This is a genomic window from Mycobacterium stomatepiae (assembly GCF_010731715.1).
GTDB lineage: Bacteria > Actinomycetota > Actinomycetes > Mycobacteriales > Mycobacteriaceae > Mycobacterium > Mycobacterium stomatepiae.
The window spans coordinates 3748971-3767768 of sequence record NZ_AP022587.1 but is presented as its reverse complement, the minus strand read 5'-3'; the positions used below and the strand labels follow the sequence as shown (position 1 = coordinate 3767768).

General features: G+C 66.1%; 13 protein-coding genes and 1 pseudogene. 8 read left to right on the top strand and 6 right to left on the bottom strand.

Going from position 1 to position 18798, the window contains the following annotated elements; genetic code table 11:
• Positions 1-16: 16 nt before the first annotated feature.
• From G6N54_RS17745 to G6N54_RS17725, 5 genes and pseudogenes are all read right to left on the bottom strand, one after another.
• Positions 17-1486 (bottom strand): annotated as a pseudogene (locus G6N54_RS17745) (AMP-binding protein).
• Positions 1483-2265, bottom strand: a complete 783-nt coding sequence (locus G6N54_RS17740) for an SDR family NAD(P)-dependent oxidoreductase (protein WP_163791241.1) — start codon at positions 2263-2265, stop codon at positions 1483-1485. The pseudogene G6N54_RS17745 and the gene G6N54_RS17740 overlap by 4 nt, the downstream one beginning before the upstream one ends.
• Positions 2258-3850 (bottom strand): AMP-binding protein, encoded by a 1593-nt coding sequence (locus tag G6N54_RS17735; RefSeq protein WP_163791240.1) that lies wholly within the window; start codon positions 3848-3850, stop codon positions 2258-2260. The genes G6N54_RS17740 and G6N54_RS17735 overlap by 8 nt, the downstream gene beginning before the upstream one ends.
• A 1-nt stretch (position 3851) precedes the next feature.
• Positions 3852-4601 carry a GntR family transcriptional regulator gene (locus G6N54_RS17730; protein ID WP_163791239.1) on the bottom strand — a complete coding sequence of 250 codons (750 nt, stop codon included), beginning with the start codon at positions 4599-4601 and terminating at the stop codon, positions 3852-3854.
• On the bottom strand, positions 4601-6211 hold the full coding sequence (locus tag G6N54_RS17725) for an SMP-30/gluconolactonase/LRE family protein (protein ID WP_163791238.1): 1611 nt from the start codon (positions 6209-6211) through the stop codon (positions 4601-4603). Before G6N54_RS17725 ends, G6N54_RS17730 begins: the two co-directional genes overlap by 1 nt.
• A gap of 218 nt (positions 6212-6429) precedes the next feature.
• Between G6N54_RS17725 and G6N54_RS17720 the strand changes: the two genes are divergently transcribed.
• The 8 genes from G6N54_RS17720 to G6N54_RS17685 all read left to right on the top strand — a co-directional run bounded on the left by G6N54_RS17720 (position 6430) and on the right by G6N54_RS17685 (position 18016).
• Positions 6430-7287 carry an SDR family NAD(P)-dependent oxidoreductase gene (locus tag G6N54_RS17720; RefSeq protein ID WP_163791237.1) on the top strand — a complete coding sequence of 286 codons (858 nt, stop codon included), beginning with the start codon at positions 6430-6432 and terminating at the stop codon, positions 7285-7287.
• A complete protein-coding gene (locus tag G6N54_RS17715; RefSeq protein ID WP_163791236.1) occupies positions 7287-8663 on the top strand; it encodes an aromatic ring-hydroxylating oxygenase subunit alpha in 1377 nt (458 codons plus the stop codon). The genes G6N54_RS17720 and G6N54_RS17715 overlap by 1 nt, the downstream gene beginning before the upstream one ends.
• 5 nt (positions 8664-8668) lie before the next feature.
• Complete coding sequence (locus G6N54_RS17710) at positions 8669-10534, top strand: flavin-containing monooxygenase (protein ID WP_163791235.1); 1866 nt, start codon at positions 8669-8671, stop codon at positions 10532-10534.
• Complete coding sequence (locus tag G6N54_RS17705) at positions 10531-11484, top strand: SDR family NAD(P)-dependent oxidoreductase (RefSeq protein ID WP_163791234.1); 954 nt, start codon at positions 10531-10533, stop codon at positions 11482-11484. Before G6N54_RS17710 ends, G6N54_RS17705 begins: the two co-directional genes overlap by 4 nt.
• 13 nt (positions 11485-11497) lie before the next feature.
• Positions 11498-12637, top strand: coding sequence for a CaiB/BaiF CoA transferase family protein (locus G6N54_RS17700; protein ID WP_163794803.1), 1140 nt, complete (start codon positions 11498-11500; stop codon positions 12635-12637).
• Between the two features lie 4 nt (positions 12638-12641).
• Entirely contained in the window at positions 12642-14354 is a 1713-nt protein-coding gene (locus G6N54_RS17695; RefSeq protein ID WP_163791233.1) for a thiamine pyrophosphate-binding protein, read from the top strand.
• Positions 14355-14386: 32 nt separating this feature from the next.
• Positions 14387-15817 carry an aldehyde dehydrogenase family protein gene (locus G6N54_RS17690; protein WP_163791232.1) on the top strand — a complete coding sequence of 477 codons (1431 nt, stop codon included), beginning with the start codon at positions 14387-14389 and terminating at the stop codon, positions 15815-15817.
• A 204-nt stretch (positions 15818-16021) separates the two neighbouring features.
• Positions 16022-18016, top strand: coding sequence for an acyltransferase family protein (locus tag G6N54_RS17685; protein ID WP_163791231.1), 1995 nt, complete (start codon positions 16022-16024; stop codon positions 18014-18016).
• A 3-nt stretch (positions 18017-18019) separates the two neighbouring features.
• Here G6N54_RS17685 and G6N54_RS17680 read toward each other — a convergent pair whose 3' ends face one another.
• A complete protein-coding gene (locus G6N54_RS17680; RefSeq protein WP_163791230.1) occupies positions 18020-18679 on the bottom strand; it encodes an O-methyltransferase in 660 nt (219 codons plus the stop codon).
• Positions 18680-18798 lie beyond the last annotated feature (119 nt).

Sequence of the window (18798 nt, the reverse complement as noted above, 5' to 3'; positions counted from 1 at the left end):
CGCGACACCGGCGGGCTCACCGCGCCAAGCCGGCGCGCAGTTCCCGCTTGAGCACCTTGCCGTAGCTGTTTTTGGTAGCTCGTCGACGAATTCGTAACGCTTGGGCCGTTTGAAGCGGGCGATGCGCCGCAGCAGATGCGCGTCCAATGCCGCGGGGTCGACCACGCCGACGATGAATGCGACCGCTACCTCACCCCACTCGGCATCGGGCGCCCACCACGCATGCCTCCGACACGCCGGGATGCTCAAGCAGGACTTCTTCCACCTCACGGGGGTAGATGTTGCTCCCACCGCTGATGACAACGTCCTTCGACCGATCGCGCAGCATGAGGTAGCCGCCTTCGTCGAACGAACCCATGTCGCCGGTGTAGAGCCAGCCATCTTTGAGCGTCGCAGCGGTCGCGTCGGGGTTGTGCCAATATCCGGACATCACCGCGTCGCCGCGGCAGACGATTTCGCCGATTTCGCCAGCCGGCGCCGGGTGGCCGTCCGCGCGCAGCACCGCGACCTCCATCCCCGACCGCGCATAGCCGACCGAGCCCAGAATCGCGTCGTCGTCCGATTCGTGGTCGACACCACGCAGCCCGGTGATGGTCATCGGGGATTCGCCCTGCCCGTAGATCTGCGCGAAGATCGGGCCGAAGGCGGCAATCGCCTTGCGCAGGCTTTCGACCTACATGGGTCCGCCGCCGTAGACGATCGTCTTGAGGTTGGACGGGCGGCTGCGACCCGTGTCGACGAGCCGTTGCACCATCGTCGGCGCCAGAAATGCCCTGGCGGCCGGATGCCGTTCGCACAGATCAAGGAACTCGTCGGGATCGAAGGCGCCAGACTCGGGTACCACCTGGCGGGCGCCGCGCAACACGTACGGCAGGACGTAAAGGCCCGAGCCGTGCGACATGGGTGCCGCGTGGACGAGGCTGCAGTTCTGGTCCGGCGCGTCGATGTCGGCAAGGTGCGCGACGGTCATCGCCGTGAGGTTGCGGTGCGACAGCATCGCGCCCTTCGATCTGCCGGTGGTTCCGCTGGTGTAGAAAAGCCACGCCAGTGCCGCCGGGTGGGTATGCGGCAGCGCCACCGGGGCGGTGCCGAATCGTCGCGAATAGTCCTCGGATTCAATGATTTCCGTCGGTGCGGTGGTGATAGGCGCCAGCTCAGCCCCGATGGCCGAGGAGGTGAATACCCGCGCGGCGCCCGAATCCTCGAGGATTTGCGCCATCTCACGCGGATGCAGCTTGTAGTTGATCGGGACGACAACGCACTCGGCGGCCCAGATCGCAAACATCAGCTCGACGATCTCGGGGCGGTTGTGGGTCGCGATCGCGATGCGAGCACCCGTCCCGTGCTGTTGCCGGATGGACGCGGCAAGGCGTAACACCCTGTCCCGCAACTCAGCCCAGGTCCATACCGTGCGGTTCCCGTGGTACACCGCGCCGCGGTCGGGGAACCGGCCGGTGGCCTGCTCCAGCATTGCGAACAAATTCATTGCTCGATCCACTGCGATGTCAACGCGAACTCCGACAGGTACTTCGTCGAACTCCAACCGCCATCCACGACGATCGTCTGACCGTTGATGAAACTGCCGCCCGGCGAGCACAGGAAGGCGACGGTGCTGGCGATGTCTTCGATGCGGGCCAACCGCTGGTGCGGGGTCATCTCGGTGTTGAGCTTGCGGAATCGCGGATCCTCCAAGCGCTTTTCGACCATCGGCGTCACCGTCACGCCGGGCGCGACGGCGTTGCAGCGGATCCCGGATGCGCCGTACTGGCAGGCGATGTGCGTGGTCAGCGCGGTTAGCCCGCCCTTGGCCGCGGAGTAGGCACCGCCGCGCAGGCCGCCGACGACCGCGAAGGTCGACGTGACGTTGATGATCGCCGAGCCGGGGCGCAGGTGCGGCAATACGTCGCGCGCGAGCCGAAACGGCGCTCGCAGCATCAAACCCAGAAAATAGTCCAGGGTTTCGTCGTCGGTCTCGTGCAGCGGCTTGGGGCTGCCTACGCCGGCGTTGTTGATCAGGAAGTCGACCTGACCCCACCGGTCGACCGCGAGGTCCACGATGCGCCGCGGTGCGTCGTCGTCGGTCAGGTCGACGGCGAGCGTGGCGACCCGGTCCGGGGCGTTGATCGTCTTCTCGAGGTCCGCCAGCCGATCCGAGTCACGGCCCGTGCCGACGATCGCCATGCCCATCTCGGCGAGTTTTGTCGCGCAGCCCAAGCCGATTCCGCTGCTTGCTCCCGTGACGATTGCGACCTGCATCTCACCCATCTTTCGTCAGAGCCGCGCGGATCTGATGCTTGAGAACCTTGCCCGCGTCGTTCTTCGGCAGGGCATCGGCGATCACGACCTGTTCCGGTGCCTTGAATTTGGCGACGCCCTTGCTCACCAGCAGCGCGAGCAGGCTTGCGACGTCCGGGTGCGCCATGCCCGCAGGCACGATCACCGCGCACGTCCGTTCTCCGGTGCGCTCGTCGGGCAGACCGACGACCGCGATTTCGGCGATGTCGGGATGGTCGGCGAGCAGATCCTCGACCTCCTTGGCCGAAATGTTCTCGCCGTTGCGGATGATGACGTCCTTGGCCCGGCCGGTGACGACCAGGTACCCGTCATCGGCACCGGTCAAGGCCCAGCGCCCCAGGTCACCGGTACGGAAATACCCTGCAGCATCGAAGGAATCGGGTTGCGCGTGCCGATAACCCAGCAGCATCTGCGGGCCGCGCACGCAGATCTCTCCGTCGCCGGCGGGCGCGGCCTCGTGGGCGACGAGCTTGATCTCCGCGATGCCGGGCCTGCCGTCGGTATCGGCCGCGGCATCGTCCTCGCCGGGGCCGGGAGCGCCGACCGTCGTGACGGGTACCTCCGTGCATCCGTACACCCGGGTGACCACCGCATGGTCGAAATACGCTGCGGCGCAGCGGATCAGCGACGGCGATACGGAGGCGCCGCCGCAGATGAACACCTTCAAGTCGGGCAGGCGGGTGCCGGCCCGCTCGGCGGCGGCCAGCAGCTGCTGCAGGAAGGGTGTGGCCCCGGCCATGTGGGTGCACCGCTGCGCGTTCATCAGCGCAACCGCCTCGTCCGGATCCCACCGGTCCATCAGCACCGCGGTGGTTCCCAGCAGCAGCGGGCATTCGAACGCATATATCGACCCGCCGATATGCGCGACCGGAGACGGGACCAGGAAAGCGTCGCCCGGTTCGATCGCCCAGTGGTCGCGGATCTGGCAGATCAGGGCGTGAATCGAATTATGGCTATGTAGAACGCCTTTCGGTCTACTAGTGGTACCGGAGGTGTACAGGATCATCCGCACCGCATCGGGATCCAGCGCCGGAAGCACCGCGTTCCGCGGCTCGGTTAGCAGGGCTGGGTACGGAGTGCTCGAACCGGCCTCGCCGCGCACCACCACCACCTCCGGCGCCGGGCTCATCGTCGCCGTCACGCGTTCGAGCATTCCCGCGTAGTCATGCCCGCCGTGGTGGAGGCCCGGAATGAAAATCATCGCGGTATCGGCGTCTTCGAGGATGAAGCGCAGGTCTTGGTCGCGCAGCGAGGGTAGGACCGGGTTCACCACCATCCCGGCCAGTGTCGAAGCCAGGTAGATGACGGCGGCCTCGTGCCAGTTCGGCAGCATCAACGACAAGACACTGCCCGCCGGTATGCGCGCCACCAGGGCGGCGGCCAGCGTGCTGGCCTGCGTGTACAGCGTAGCGCAATCCAGCCGAATGTCCTTGTCCACCAGTACTGTTCGTCGCGGCGACATCTCGGCGGCGGCGCGCAGCGAATCGGCCAGCGTGGTGTGTACCCACAGCCCGCGGCGGTATGCCTCGGCGGCATGCGCGGCCCGGGCGATCACCTCAGCCGGCCTGACCGGTCACGCGACGCATGGTCATCGCGTACCGAAACCGCGACGAGAGGTGGGTGTTGATCGTCACCTGGGCCACCTCGCCATCGGAGGTCATGTAGGTGCGCCGCATCTGCAGCGCGGCCGTCCCCGTTTCAACGCCCAGGCCGTCGGCCAGCTCCGGGGACAGCAGGACGGCGGCGATCTCTTGGTGTAACTCGGCAATGCTTACACCGAACAGATCCTCGATCAACGGAAAGATGGGGCCGGCATGGCGTTGCAGCAGCCTGCCGACCGCGGCGAAATTCCGGCTGATGTAGTACTCCGTGCGGCACATCGGCACCGACGCGTTGTCGGCCTGCCGGTAACCGCGCACCGACAGCCACTGGGTGCCGACCTCGAGCCCGGTCCGGGCCGCGAGGTCGTCGTCGATCGTCACCATCGCGTTGGATTCGATGGTCAGCCGCGCGCCGGCCGCGAACGCAAGCAGGTCGTCGATCGAAAGTGCATCTTGGGCGTAGGAACTCGATGCCGAACGGGGAACCACCCGGGTGCCAGCCCGCGGCCGGGACGCGACCAGATTGTCCTCCCGCAGCCGGCGCAGTGCTTCGCGGACGGTGTAGCGGCTTACCGCGAAGCGCTCGCACAATTGGTGCTCGGTCGGCAGCTGCGAGCCCACCGGATAGACGCCGTCGACGATCTCCTTGCGAAGCGTGCGTGCGATTTGCAAGTAGCGATGGTCGCCCGTGATCGCCTGCGACATCAGCCGCCATCCCCGGTCCGGCGCTGCGCTAGCACGCTGCCGTCGCCGTCGGCCGAGACGTACAGCGTTCCGTCGGCCGCCGCGGCGATGCCGGCGAACGGGCCCTGCGGCCCGGAAAACGGTGGCATGCCGCGCAGCGGCTTGGGCGTCACACCGGGTGGGGGACCGACCGGCAGTCCGGACGCGATCGTGCGCCGCGCGCCACTTGCCAGGTCGAACGCGATCAACGCCTGAGCGCCGGCATCGACGACGTAGAGCACACCACCCTGGACCAGAATGCCCTGCGGGCGTTGCAGATCCGCGACAACGGTGTCGGCCCTCGACCCGTTCACCCTGACTACCCGTCCGGCCCCGGCCTCCGCGACCAGGCAGGCCCCGTCGGCATCGACCGCAACGCCGACCGGCTCACGCAGATCGGTCGCCAGCACCTCGATCGCCCCGGACTGCAGCGAAAGCACCCGCCCGGTGCCCAGTTCGGCGAACACCACACCGCCAGGGCTCAGCGTGACGCCGTAGAGCTGGTCGAAACCGTCTGCCAGCACCTCGGTTTCGCTTGCCTCCGGTCGGTACCGGCTCACTTGACCACCGGACGTCGTTACGACGAACTCGTCGGGCCCGCTCGCCGCCACACCGCGCAAGAATCCGGGATAGCCGGGGCTGAACAACATTCCCGCGGTGTGCAAGGAACCATCGGGCATTGCGACGTAGAAGTAGGTGCCGTCGGCGATGTAGAGCTGTCCGTCGTGGCCCACCGCCAGGTCCATCGGCCAGTTGAGTCCACCCGCCAATACGGATTGTGTTGTGCCGTTTGGCGATATCTCGGTGATCTCGCCGGTGAAGTTGGAGACGAACAGTTGGTCGCCGACAAAGGTGCAGTTGTCCAGACCCGGATTCAGCTGGGCCAGCAGCCCCCGCTCGCCGGTGCGGGGATCGATGCGCAGCACCTGTCCGCTCGCCACCTGCGTCGAGACGATGTGGCCCTGGGCATCGAACTTGACCGAGTCGGGCACACCGAGATCGCCTACGACACACTGTGGCTCACCGCCGTCGAGATCGATACGCCAGATTTCATTGGTGCCCATCACCGGGAAGTACTGTAGGCCGTCCGGGCCGACCTCCATCGCATTGGGTGAGGGCACGTTCTCCAGCAGCACCCGCGGCGGTCCGCCTGCCATGTCGAATTCCAGCAGCCGTCCGCCCTCCCGGCATTCGCCGATGAACAAACGCCCTTGGTGGAAGGTGATTCCGTTGGCCGAGGGTACGTCGTCGCGTAACACCCGCGTTCGGCCGCTGGTGTCGCGCACGCTGACCCGGCCGTCCATCACCTCGGTCGCGTAAAGGTTGCCGTCGGCGTCGAACGCGACGTCGTCGGGCGCGACGATGTCGCCGCCCCTGGGGCTGGCGGTCACCAGTTCCCCGGTGCGGTGATCCAGCGCGCTCACCTGGCTGCCGGTGACCTGGGCGATGTAGATGCGACCGTCTGGGCCGGTGCGCAATCCGTTGGCGCCGAACAGGCGACTGGGCGCGGTGACGCGTTCCAGCTCCCAGCCCAGCGCGACATCGACTCGGTGTCCAGCGGCGTACCGCGAGGGCTGCGTTGAGATGGCCATGACTCGCCGGGGTCCTTCCGTCAGCCGTTTGGGCTGGACGTTATCAACTCCTGCTAGTCCAGACAATAGACCCGAAACCATCGGGTTCCCGACCTTGACGTCAAGTCCGCCGATCGGAATAGTGTTCTCCAGCGGATAGAATGCACTATTTTGTCCGGATAAGATGATGGAGCCCGCGGCGAACCCCGGACGGTGTGCGCGGGAGTCGAAAGCAGGTCATGGACGATCTCCTCGGGCGCTTCTTAGGGTTGGAAGGCCGCGTCGTCGTGGTTTCCGGAGCTGGTGGTGGCGGCACCGGCACGACCGTCACGGCCATGACTGCCCGGGCCGGCGCCACGGTGATCGCGGTCAGCCGGTCGAAGGAAAATCTGGACGAGCACGTCGCCCCGCTGGCGAGTCAAGGGCTGGCGGTAATCCCCGTCGTGGCCGACGCGTCGACCGACGAGGGCATCGCCACGGTGATCGATCACGCGCGCCGCGCCGAGGGCACCTTGTACGGGCTGGTCAATGTGGCCGGCGGCGCGCAGCCGTCGACCTGGATGCCGTCGACCCGGGTGACGCGCGGCGACTGGCGCACGATCTTCGCCGACAATCTCGAAACGGCGTTCTTCATGAGCCAGGCCGTCGCCAGCGAACTTGTCGCGCGGCAACAGCGGGGATCGATCGTGTCGATCTCCTCGATCAGCGGCATGAACACCGCGCCGTTTCACATCGCCTACGGCACCGCCAAGTCCGCGATCACCGCGATGACCCGCACGATGGCCCTCGAGTTGGCGCGGACGGGAATTCGGGTGAACGCGGTCGCGCCCGGTGTCACCGAGACGGCGGCCTCGCGCACCTATGTCGACGACGACCCCGAGCGAGACCGGAAGGCAATCGCGATGGGCCGGCGCGGGCGCCCCGAGGAGCAGGCCGGCGCGATCCTCTTTCTGCTCTCCGAGATGTCCAGCTACATCACCGGCCAGACGTTGCTGGCCGACGGCGGGCTGGACCTCAAGTGGAGCCACCTCGACGCCGACAACACGTCGCTTTTCTTGCACGACGAATCCTTCCCCGCGGCAATTAAGGGGATGTGATGACCGACCTGGTCAAAGGCGTGAATCACGCAGCGGCCGAAGAACTATCGAGACCGATGACCATCGGCGTCGAGGCATACATCTGTCAGGACTACGCCCGCGCCGAGCGCGACAAACTATGGCGCAGGATCTGGCAGCAGGTCGGCCGCGTCGAGGAGTTGCCCGAGGTGGGCAGTTACCTGACCTACCAGATTCTCGACGACTCGATCATCGTGGTGCGTGCCGGCCGGGACGAATTTCGCGCCCACCACAACGTCTGTATGCACCGCGGCCGCCGTTTGATCGACACGCCCGACGGCGCCAAGAACGCCTGCGGTCGTGCCCACAAATCCTTTGTCTGCGGATTCCACGGCTGGACATACGGTTTGGACGGCACGTGCACACATATCCGCGAGCAACAGGACTGGCAGGAAACCCTCACACCGGACAACACCCACCTGCGACCGGTCAAGGTCGACACCTGGGGCGGCTGGTTGTGGATCAATATGGACCCCGACTGCGAGCCGCTGGCCGACTACCTGTTCCCCGCCGCCAAGATCCTCGACGCGTTCGGCCTTGAGAACATGCGCTACAAATGGCGCAAATGGCTTGAGTTCGACTGCAACTGGGAGGTCGCACTGGAGGCCTTCAACGAGACCTACCACGTCTTCACCACGCACCCGGAGTTCAACAAGTTCGGGGAATTCAAGGGCTGGGCGAAAACGCAAGGCAGACGCAGTCATATCGGCTACGACGCGCCCAAGGAAATGGAAGCCACCAAGTCCAAGATCCGGCTCGGCATCGGCGCCGATCCGCGGGTGTCGACCGCCCAGATGCAGGTGTACACGATGGAGGAGACCAACGCCACCACCACCCAGACGCTGGTGAACGCCGCCAAGCGACTCGTCGACGAATTGCCCGAGGGCACACCGGCGGACAAGGTTCTCGAGCACTGGCTCGCCTCGGCGCGCCGTGACGACGAAGCGCGCGGGGTGACCTGGCCGACGATTCCCGCCGATATCCTCGGGCAGGCCGGCACCGCGTGGCAGATCTTCCCCAACTTCCAGATCGGGCAGGGGCTGACCAGCGCACTGTGCTACGGCGCTCGGCCGCACCCCAGTTACAACCCCGACAAATGCATCTTCGAGGTATCGGCATTCGAGCTCTACCCGAGAGGCCAAGAACCACAGACGCAGTGGGAGTACACGCCGGTCGGGGACCCTAGGTGGCGATCGGTGTTGCCGCAGGACTTCTCCAACATGGCCGCCGTGCAGCAGGGCATGAAGTCACTGGGCTTCCTATGCACCAGGCCCAACCCGTACCGCGAACGCAGCACCGTCAACCTGCACTACCAATTGTCGAAGTACATGGGCACCGGCGAACCCCAGGAGCTTTGAGATCGATGACCCGGTTTGATGGGCGGTCCGAGACCTGCGGACCCACCGACGTAGCGCAGGACGTCGACATCGACGCGATGCGGGCCAGGTACGCCCAGGAGCGCGAAAAGCGGCTGCGCAAGGAGGGCGGTGCGCAGTACCTCGAACTCGACGGTGACCTGGCGGATCTCTACGAGGTGGACCCCTACACCCCGACGGCCGACCGCGCCCCGATCTACGAGGACATCGAGGTGGCCGTCCTCGGCGGCGGGTTCGCCGGGTTGTTGTCGGGCGCCTACCTGAAAAAGGCTGGCGTGCAGGATGTCCGGGTCATCGACATGGCCGGGGATTTCGGCGGAGTGTGGTACTGGGACCGCTTCCCGGGCATTCAGTGTGACAACGACGCCTACTGCTACATCCCGATGCTCGAGGAGCTCGACTTCCTGCCGAGCAAGAAGTTCGCCGACGGCGCCGAGATCTTCGCCCACTGCCAGGCCATGGGCAAATACTTCGATCTCTACCACGGCGCGATCTTCTCAACGCAGGTCAAGACTATGCGCTGGGACGAGAAGAGTAAGCGCTGGCGGCTCACCACCAACCGCGGCGACGACGTCCGCGCACGGTTCGTGGTGATGGCGCAGGGCTCGTACAACAAGCCGAAGCTGCCCGGTATCCCCGGTATCAAGGAGTATCTGGACAGCGGCGGCCACGCGTTCCATTCCGCACGCTGGGACTACGACTACACAGGCGGCGACGCCAACGGCGGCCTGCATAGGCTGGCCGACAAGCGGGTCGCACTCGTTGGAACCGGGGCTACCGGCGTCCAGCTGGTGCCGCATCTCGGCCGGGATGCCAAGCAGCTCTTCGTGTTCCAGCGCACCCCGTTATCGGTGGACGTGCGCGCCAACCCACCCACCGACCCGGCCTGGGCGGCGGCGCTGCGGCCCGGTTGGCAGGAGGAGCGCAAGCGCAACTTCCACAACTGGTCACCGTTTGTGGGGGTGGTCTTCGGCGAGCCAGATCTGGTGTGCGACTTCTGGACCGAATTGGGCCGCAACCTGAGCGCCCGGATCGCCGCCAGTGGCGATCCCGCCTCGCTGGGGATCGAGGAAATCATGGCGATCCGGGAGGAAGAGGACTACAAGATCATGGAGCGGCTGCGCCGCCGCGTGGCCACCCTGGTCGACGACCCCGATACGGCCGAGGCGCTCAAGCCGTACTACCGCTTCATGTGCAAGCGGCCGTGTTCGAGCGAGACGTACCTGCCGGCGTTCAACCTGCCGAACGTGACGTTGGTGGACGTGTCGGAATCCAAGGGAGTGGAACGCCTGACTAAAAAGGGCATCGTCGCCAACGGCATTGAGTACGAGGTCGATTGCGTCGTATTCGCCAGCGGGTTCGAGATCTCCACGGAGATCAGTCGGCGCTTCGCGGTGGACGTCATCGAGGGCCGAGACGGGCTGTCGCTGTTCGACTATTGGCACGACAGGTACCAGACGCTGCACGGGATGACCACACGCGGATTCCCCAACCAGTTCTTCACCGGCTTCATCCAGGGCGGCGTCTCGGCCAACACCACCGCGATGTTCGAGCAACAGGCCGAGCACATCGCTTACATCATCGCCGAGGCGCAGAAACGCGGCGCGACCACGGTCGAACCCAGTCAGGAGGGCCAGGACGACTGGGTCAAAACGGCCGCCGAACTCGCGATCGACAACTCGGTATTCGAGATATCCTGCACCCCTGGCTATTACAACAACGAGGGTCAAGGTGGCGCCAAAGACAATGGTGCGTTTCTCGGTGATTTCTACGCGCCGGGCTTCTACGCCTTCGGCGACCTGATCGCCGAGTGGCGCGCCAGGGGGGACCTGGAAGGCCTAGAGCTTTCGTGAGCGAGTTCCGATTCGACGACCGCGTTGCCGTGGTGACCGGAGCCGGCCGCGGTTTGGGCCGTGCCTACGCGCACCTGCTGGCTTCGCGCGGAGCCAAGGTGGTGGTCAACGACGCCGGCGGCAACCTCGACGGCGCGGGAGCCGACGCCGGTCCGGCCGAGCGGGTGGTCGCCAAGATCATCGCGGCCGGCGGACAGGCCGTCGCCTGCACCGCGTCGGTCGCGACCGCCGACGGCGGCGAGGCGATCGTCGCGACCGCGGTCGACACCTATGGCCGTATCGACATCCTGGTGCACAACGCCGGCAATGTCCGTCGCGCCTCGTTGAAGGAGATGAGCTACGAGGACTTCGACGCCGTGCTCGACGTGCATTTGCGCGGCGCGTTCAATGTGGTGCGGCAAGCGTTTCCGCTCATGTGCGCGGCGGGCTACGGCCGCATCGTGCTGACGTCGTCGATCGGCGGCCTGTACGGAAACCACAACGTGGCCAACTACGCCGCCGCCAAGGCCGGCGTGATCGGGTTGTCCAACGCCGCCGCGCTCGAAGGCGCCGACGAGGGCGTGCGGTGCAACGTGATCGTGCCGGCCGCGGTGACGCGCATGGCCGAAGGCATCGACACCTCATCCTACCCGCCGATGGGCGCGGAACTCGTTGCGCCGGTGGTGGGTTGGCTTTCGTACGAGTCATGCTCGGTCACCGGTGAGTTGTTCATCGCGCTGGCGGGCCGGGTGGCTCGCGCCATCGTCGCGGAGAGTCCGGGCGTGTGCCGGTCGTCGTGGACGATCGAGGACGTCGGCGGCCACCTGGATGCAATTCGGTACGTCGAAGCGCCGCTGATCTTTCCGGTCGTCCCGGATGGACATAACGAGCACATCCGCTACAGCTTCGAGCTGGCTCAGAGGTCAAACGAACTACATGGCTCAAACGATCAAGGAGCGTTCCATGGCTAGCCCGGCCGGCCCGATCACCGGTGTTCGCGTGCTCGATCTCACCGCGATGGTGATGGGACCGTACTGCACGCAGATCATGGCCGACATGGGCGCCGACGTGATCAAAGTTGAACCGCCCCAAGGAGATAACACTCGGTACATCTCGGTGGGGCCGGCGCCCGGCATGAGCGGGGTGTTCGTCAACGTCAACCGGGGCAAGCGCAGCGTCGTGCTGGACCTGCAGACCGACGCCGGAACGCGGGCGCTGCGCGCTCTCGTCGAGTCCGCCGATGTCTTCATTCGCTCGATGCGCGCCAAGGCAATCGCCAAGCTCGGCTTCAGCTACGACGATGTGGTCGAGATCAATCCCGCGATCATCTACACCAATTGCTACGGCTACGGGCGACGCGGCCCCGATCACGACCGCCCCGCTTACGACGACACGATCCAGGCAGAATGCGGCCTGCCGGCGGTGCAACAGCAATTGACCGGCGAGGCAGACTATGTCGGCACCATCATGGCCGACAAGGTCGCCGGCCTGACGGCGCTGTACGCGACGATGATGGCGTTGTTTCACCGCGAGCGCACCGGACAGGGACAAGAAGTCGAGGTCGCCATGTTCGAAACAATGGCCGCGTTCATGCTCGTCGAACATGCCAACGGTGCCATGTTCGACCCTCCGCTGGGGCCGGCGGTGTATCCGCGCACCGTGGCGCCCAACCGTCGCCCGTACCGCACCAGCGACGGGCACATCGCCGTGTTGATCTACAACGACAAACACTGGAACGCCTTCATGGAAGCAGTGCAGCCCGCGTGGGCCAGCGAGCTGTATTCGACGCTGGAACAACGCGCTCGCGAGATCGACACCGTCTACGGGCTGGTGGCCGAGACGATGAAGGAGCGGTCCACCGCCGAGTGGTTGACGCTGTTGCGCCAACTCGAGATACCGGCCGCACCGCTGAACACGCCCGGCGCGCTCTTCGACGATCCGCATCTGGCCGCCGTCGGCATGTTCGAGACGGTGGACACTCCGCACGGACCGGTGCGCTTCCCGGGCGTACCCACCTGGTTCTCGCAAACCCCGGGCCGCGTCGCCGGGCCGGCGCCGCAACTCGGCGCCCACACCGCCGAAGTGCTCGGCGAAATCGGCGCTCGCGAAGTAAGGGAGTTCTAGAACCATGGCCGTGCCCGTTTACCAGCGCATTCTCGACCTGTTCGAGGCCGAGGGCGTGAATACGCTTTTCGGCATCCCGGACCCGAACTTTGTGCACATGTTCTCCGAGGCCGACGCTCGCGGGTGGTCAGTGGTCGCACCGCATCACGAGCTGAGCGCGGGATTCATGGCCGAAGCGGCGTCGCGGATGGCGGGCAAACCGGGCCTGTGCATCGGCACACTCGGTCCGGGTATGGCCAACATCGCCGGCGCGATTCAGTGCGCACTCGTCGAGAACTCCCCGGTCATCTTTCTCGGTGGCCAACGGGCCCGCGTCACCGAGCGCCGGGTGCGCCGCGGCCGCATCCAATTCGTGCAGCAGGAACCACTTTTCGCGGCGTCGGTCAAATACAGCAGTTCGATCGAGTACGCCGACCAGACCGACGAGATCATCCACGAGGCGATCCGTCGCGCGATGTCCGGCACTCCCGGCCCGTCCTACGTCGAATTTCCCTCGCACGTGATCCTGGAAGAGCTCGATGTCGTCGAGGCGCCGAGCCCGTCGGCGTACCGTCTGGTCAACCAGGGCGCCGGCAACCGCGAGGTGGCCCAGGCGGCCAAGCTGATCCGCGAAGCCACCAGCCCGATCCTGCTGGTCGGCCACGGCGTGCACACCTCGCGCACCCAGCAGGAGGTCAGGGAGCTGGCCGAGCTGATGGCCTGCCCGGTGATTCAGACCTCCGGCGGCACGTCGTACATCCCTGGGCTGCAGGACCGGACGTTTCCCTACTTGTTCTCGCCGGCCGCCAACGAGGCGGTCGAGGAATCCGACCTGTGCGTCGCGCTGGGTACCGAACTCGGTGAGCCGATGCACTACGGCAAGACCCAGCATTGGGCAGTCAACAACGCCACCCGCAAATGGGTTTATGTGGAGCAGGATCCGACCGCCATCGGCGTCAACCGCCCGGTGGACGTGGCACTGGTCGGCGATTTGCGCGGCGTCGTACCGCAGCTGGTGGAAGCACTCCAGGATTCGCCGCGCACACCCGCACCCGCGCTGCGGAGCCTGATCGAGAAGGACGCGAAAGAGCTTGCGCACATGGCGGAATCGGCGCCGTCCGGCCGCTCGCCGATCCACCCGGCGCGCTACGTCGTCGAAGCCACCAGGGCGTTCAACGAACTCGAGGACGGCGTCCTGGTGCGTGATGGCGGCGCGACCGTGATCTTCGGTTGGACCTACTCGCAGTCCAAGCCGCGCGACGTGATCTGGAACCAGAACTTCGGTCACCTGGGCACGGGGTTGCCGTACGCGGCCGGGGCCTCGATCGCCGAGGGCGGCAAACGCCCGGTCATGCTGCTCACCAGCGACTCGGCGTTCCTCTTCCACATCGCCGAGTTGGAAACCGCTGCCCGGCAGAATCTTCCGCTGGTGTGCGTGGTCGGCGTCGACCACCAGTGGGGCCTCGAGGTAGGTGTCTACAAGCGCACGTTCGAGCAACCGTCGCCGCAGCCCGGCGTGCACTGGAGCAAGGACGTTCGGATGGACAAGGTCGCCGAGGGATTCGGTTGCCACGGTGAGTACGTCGAGAAGGAATCCGAGATCGGACCGGCGATCGCTCGCGCCTATGCCAGTGGCAAGGTCGGCGTGGTGCACGTGTGCATCGACCCGAAGGCCAACTCCGAGGAGATGCCGAAGTACGACCGATTCCGGACCTGGTACGCCGAAGGCACGCAGTAGCACCCACACTCAGCAAGAAAGGGATCGATCCGATGCGCGAATACCTGAAGTTCTACATCGACGGGCAGTGGGTCGAACCGTTGCAGCCCAACGCTTTCGACGTCGAGAACCCGGCGACCGAGCAGTTTTCCGGGAAGATCTCTTTGGGTTCGGCGGCCGATGTCGACGTCGCGGTCAAAGCGGCGCGCCGCGCCTTCGCGACCTGGTCGCAGTCCAGCCGCGAACAGCGTCTGGACCTGTTGCAGGCCATCCTCGCCGAATACCAGAAGCGTGCGGACGATCTCGCCGAGGCCGTCACCGAGGAAATCGGCGCGCCGCCGTCGCTGGCCGCGGGGCCGCAGGTCTTTCTCGGGAACGGCCATTTGAACACGGCCATCGACGCGTTGAAGAATTTTGTGTTCGAGGAGTACAAAGGGGCGACGCTGATCGCCAAGGAGCCCATCGGTGTCTGCGGTCTGATCACGCCGTGGAATTGGCCGATCAACCAGGTCGCGGTCAAGGTCTACCCCGCGTTGGCAACCGGCTGCACCGTGGTCCTGAAACCCTCTGAGGTGGCCCCGTATTCGCCGTACATCTTCGCCGAGATCCTGGACGCCGCAGGCGTGCCGGCTGGGGTGTTCAACCTGGTCAACGGCGACGGCGCCGGCGTGGGCGTCGCGCTGGCCAGCCACCCCGACATCGACATGGTGTCGTTCACCGGATCCACCCGCGCGGGCATCGAGGTCGCCAAACTGGCCGCCCCGACCGTCAAGCGAGTGACTCAAGAGCTCGGCGGTAAGAGCCCCAACATCGTCCTCGACGACGGTGGCTTTGCCGAGGGTGTCAGCGCCGGCGTGGCCAACATGATGCCGAACTCGGGGCAGAGCTGTAACGCGCCGACGCGCATGCTGGTGCCGAATTCCCGGATGGCGGAGGCGATTACCATCGCGCGGGAGGCAGCCGAGAAGGTCGGGGTTGGTAATGCCGACGACAAGAGGGCGATCGGGCCGGTGGCGTCGAAGACGCAATTCGAGAAGGTCCAGCGGCTGATCCAGCAGGGCGTCGACGAGGGCGCCACCGTGGTGACCGGAGGCCCGGGCCGGCCGGTGGGGCTGGACAAGGGCTACTACGTCAAGCCGACAGTCTTCGCCAACGTCACCAACGACATGACGATCGCGCGCGAGGAGATCTTCGGGCCGGTGCTGTGCATCCTCGGTTACGACGATCTCGACCACGCCGTCGAGATCGCCAATGACACCGAATACGGGCTGGCCGGCTTCGTTTCGGGAGCAGACCTCGATAAGGCACGTGAGGTCGCTCGCAGGATTCGCGCCGGGTGGGTGACGATCAATCATGCATTCGACATGAACGCGCCGTTCGGTGGCTACAAGCGCAGTGGCAACGGGCGCGAATGGAGCGAATTCGGCTTCCACGAGTATCTGGAAGTCAAGAGCACGCTGGGCTACGCACCCGAAAAGGGGTAGGCCAAACCGTCGCGTGTCTTCGCCGGTATCGGACCGCGTCGCCTCTAAGCTTGCTGACGTCAAGAGGAGGGGCGACGACGTATCGGCAGCAACTACCGCGCCGGGCGGCAGGATGGTCCGGCCGCGCTCAAGGCGAGAACTGAGCCGGGCGGGACGGATCCCGCACCGGCGTCTTCTGCTGGGCCGCGCCGTTGGGTCGCACCAATGCGTCGTGTCGGCCGGCTGGCGATTTGGGACAAACCAGAGCGACGCAGCGGCATTCCCGCACTGGATGGACTCCGTGCGATAGCGGTGGGCCTGGTGCTCGCCGACCACGGCGGCATCCCCGGCATGACCGGCGGGTTCCTCGGCGTCGACGTCTTCTTCGTGCTCAGCGGATTCCTGATCACCTCGCTGTTGCTGGACGAACTCGGGCGCACCGGACGCATCGACCTGACCGGGTTCTGGATTCGTCGTGCCCGCCGGCTGCTTCCCGCGCTGGTGTTGATGGTGCTCGCGGTGGGCGCGGCCCGCGAACTACTTCCCGCCCAGGCCCTCACCGGGTTGCGCGACGACGCGATCGCGGCCTTCCTCTGGGTGGCGAACTGGCGTTTCGTGGCGCAGAAGACCGACTACTTCTCGCAGGGGGCGCAGTCGCCGCTGCAGCATGCCTGGTCGCTCGGCGTCGAGGAGCAGTACTACTTCGTCTGGCCGGTGCTGCTGATCGTGGTCACCCTGCTGCTGGCCGCGCGGGCCAAGCGCTACTTCATGCGGGCCACCGTCGGTGGGGTGCGGTTCGCCATCTTCGTGATCGCCATGCTGGGGGCGCTGGCCTCCGCGGCGGCCGCCATCGTCTTCGTCTCCGACACCACGCGCGACCGCATCTACTTCGGCACCGACACCCGCGCGCAGGCCTTGCTGGTCGGCTCGGCGGCAGCGGCTCTGCTGGTGAGGGATTGGCCGTCACTGAACCGCGGCTGGTGCATGATCCGGACTCGCTGGGGGCGGCGGGTCGCCCGCTTGCTGCCGATGATCGGGGTGGCGGGGCTGGCGGCAGCGGCCCACTTCGCGACCGGCAACGTCGGCGATTTTCGGCACGGTCAGCTGATCGGGGTCGCGATTGCGGCCGTCCTCGTGGTCGCCCCGGTGGCACTGGAGCAGCGCGGGTTGGTCGCCCGCATCCTGGCCGTGCCCCCGCTGGTGTGGCTGGGCACCATCTCCTACGGCGTCTATTTGTGGCACTGGCCAATCTTTATGGCGCTCAACGGCGAACGCACCGGATGGACGGGATGGTCACTGTTCGCCGCGCGGTGCGGGCTCACGTTGGTGGTGGCTGCCGCGTCGTACTGGCTGATCGAACAACCCGTCCGCCGCTGGCGGCCCGCCCGGGTGGCCTTGCTGCCACTGGCCGCCGCCACCGTGGCCAGCGCCGCCGCGATCACATTGCTGCTGATTCCCGTCGGACCCGGCTTACGGGAGCCCGGCCTGCCGCCGGACGTTTCGGCGGTCGCGGCGGTGTCCTCGGCCCCGCCGGGTGGGAGTCGCCCGGTCGGGCCGCGAAACCCCAACCGGCCGTTCACCGTTTCGGTTTTCGGTGACTCGATCGGGTGGACCTGGATGCACTTCCTTCCGCCGACACCCGGGTACGCGTTCCTCGACCACACCGTCATCGGGTGCAGCCTGGTGCGCGGAACCCCATACCGCTACCTCGGCCAAACCCTGGATCAGCGCGCGGAATGCGATACCTGGCCGAGCAGATGGGCGACGCAGGTCAGTCAGGACCAGCCGGATGTCGCGCTGCTGATCATCGGCCGCTGGGAGACGGTGGATCGGGTCAACGAAGGCCAGTGGACCCACATCGGTGATCCGACGTTCGACGCGTATCTCGACGCCGAGCTGGAGCGAGCCCTGAACATCGTGAGCGCCAGCGGGGTTCGGGTGATCGTGGCCACCGTGCCATACAGTCGGGGCGGTGAAAAGCCGGATGGCCGCTTGTATCCGGAGGACCAGCCGGACCGGGTCAACCAATGGAATGCCATGCTACGCAAGACCGTTGCCCAGCACGCAGGAGTCCAGATCCTGGATCTGAACAAAAAGCTTTGCCCCGACGGTGTATACACCGCCAAGGTCGACGGCATCAAGGTGCGCAGTGACGGCGTCCACTTGACCCCGGAGGGGGTCAAGTGGCTGACGCCGTGGCTCGAAGAGTCGCTGCGCTAGGGCCTAGTCGTTGGTGCGGCAGCTGACTTCCATGCTGTCGCTTTCCCGGACCAGGAAATTGAAGCTGGTGTAGCCGTTGGCCGGATCACGCACGAGTTCGAGATACGGCGCCATGTCGGGCGCGCTGGCGTTGTCTGCGACCACCAAAGCGCCTGTGGTGAGCCGGGGTTCGAGCAGCCTGATGACGGGAAGATAGAGGTCCTTCCAGCCGTCCAGCAAGACGAATTGGACGGGCCCGTCCTCGCCCTGGAGCGTGGTCAGCGCGTCGCCTTCGAGAATCGTGATCACGTCGTCCAGACCGGCCTCGGCGAACGTCTTCTTCGCTGCGGCAATCTTGCTCGCACTGAGCTCGGTGGTGACCACGCGCCCGACGCCGTTGTCGCGGACCGCCGCCGCGAGATGAATGGCCGAGATTCCGACCGACATTCCGAACTCGACAACCGTCGTCGGGCGGGTCGCCCGGACCAGTGCGTACAGCAGCCGACCGGCCTCCGGGGTCACCGGGATGTAGAACTCGCTCATCGCCTCGGTGCGCTCGGCGGTGGTCATCGGCCGCTGCAGCTGGCCATGACGCTCACGCAGCAGTGCCATCTGGTTCTTCGTCTCGGTGTACATCCGGTCGAGCACGCTCTCGACCCGGGGATCTTGCAAGGTTGTGGCCATGCCCATGAGGGTATGCCTCGGCCGGTTTTGCCCGGACAACGACCGGCGATCGCAATGTGACACGGGCCACGCCGCGTAAGGAGATTGCCAAAGGAGTTTGACGAGCGGTGGGTCGCGGT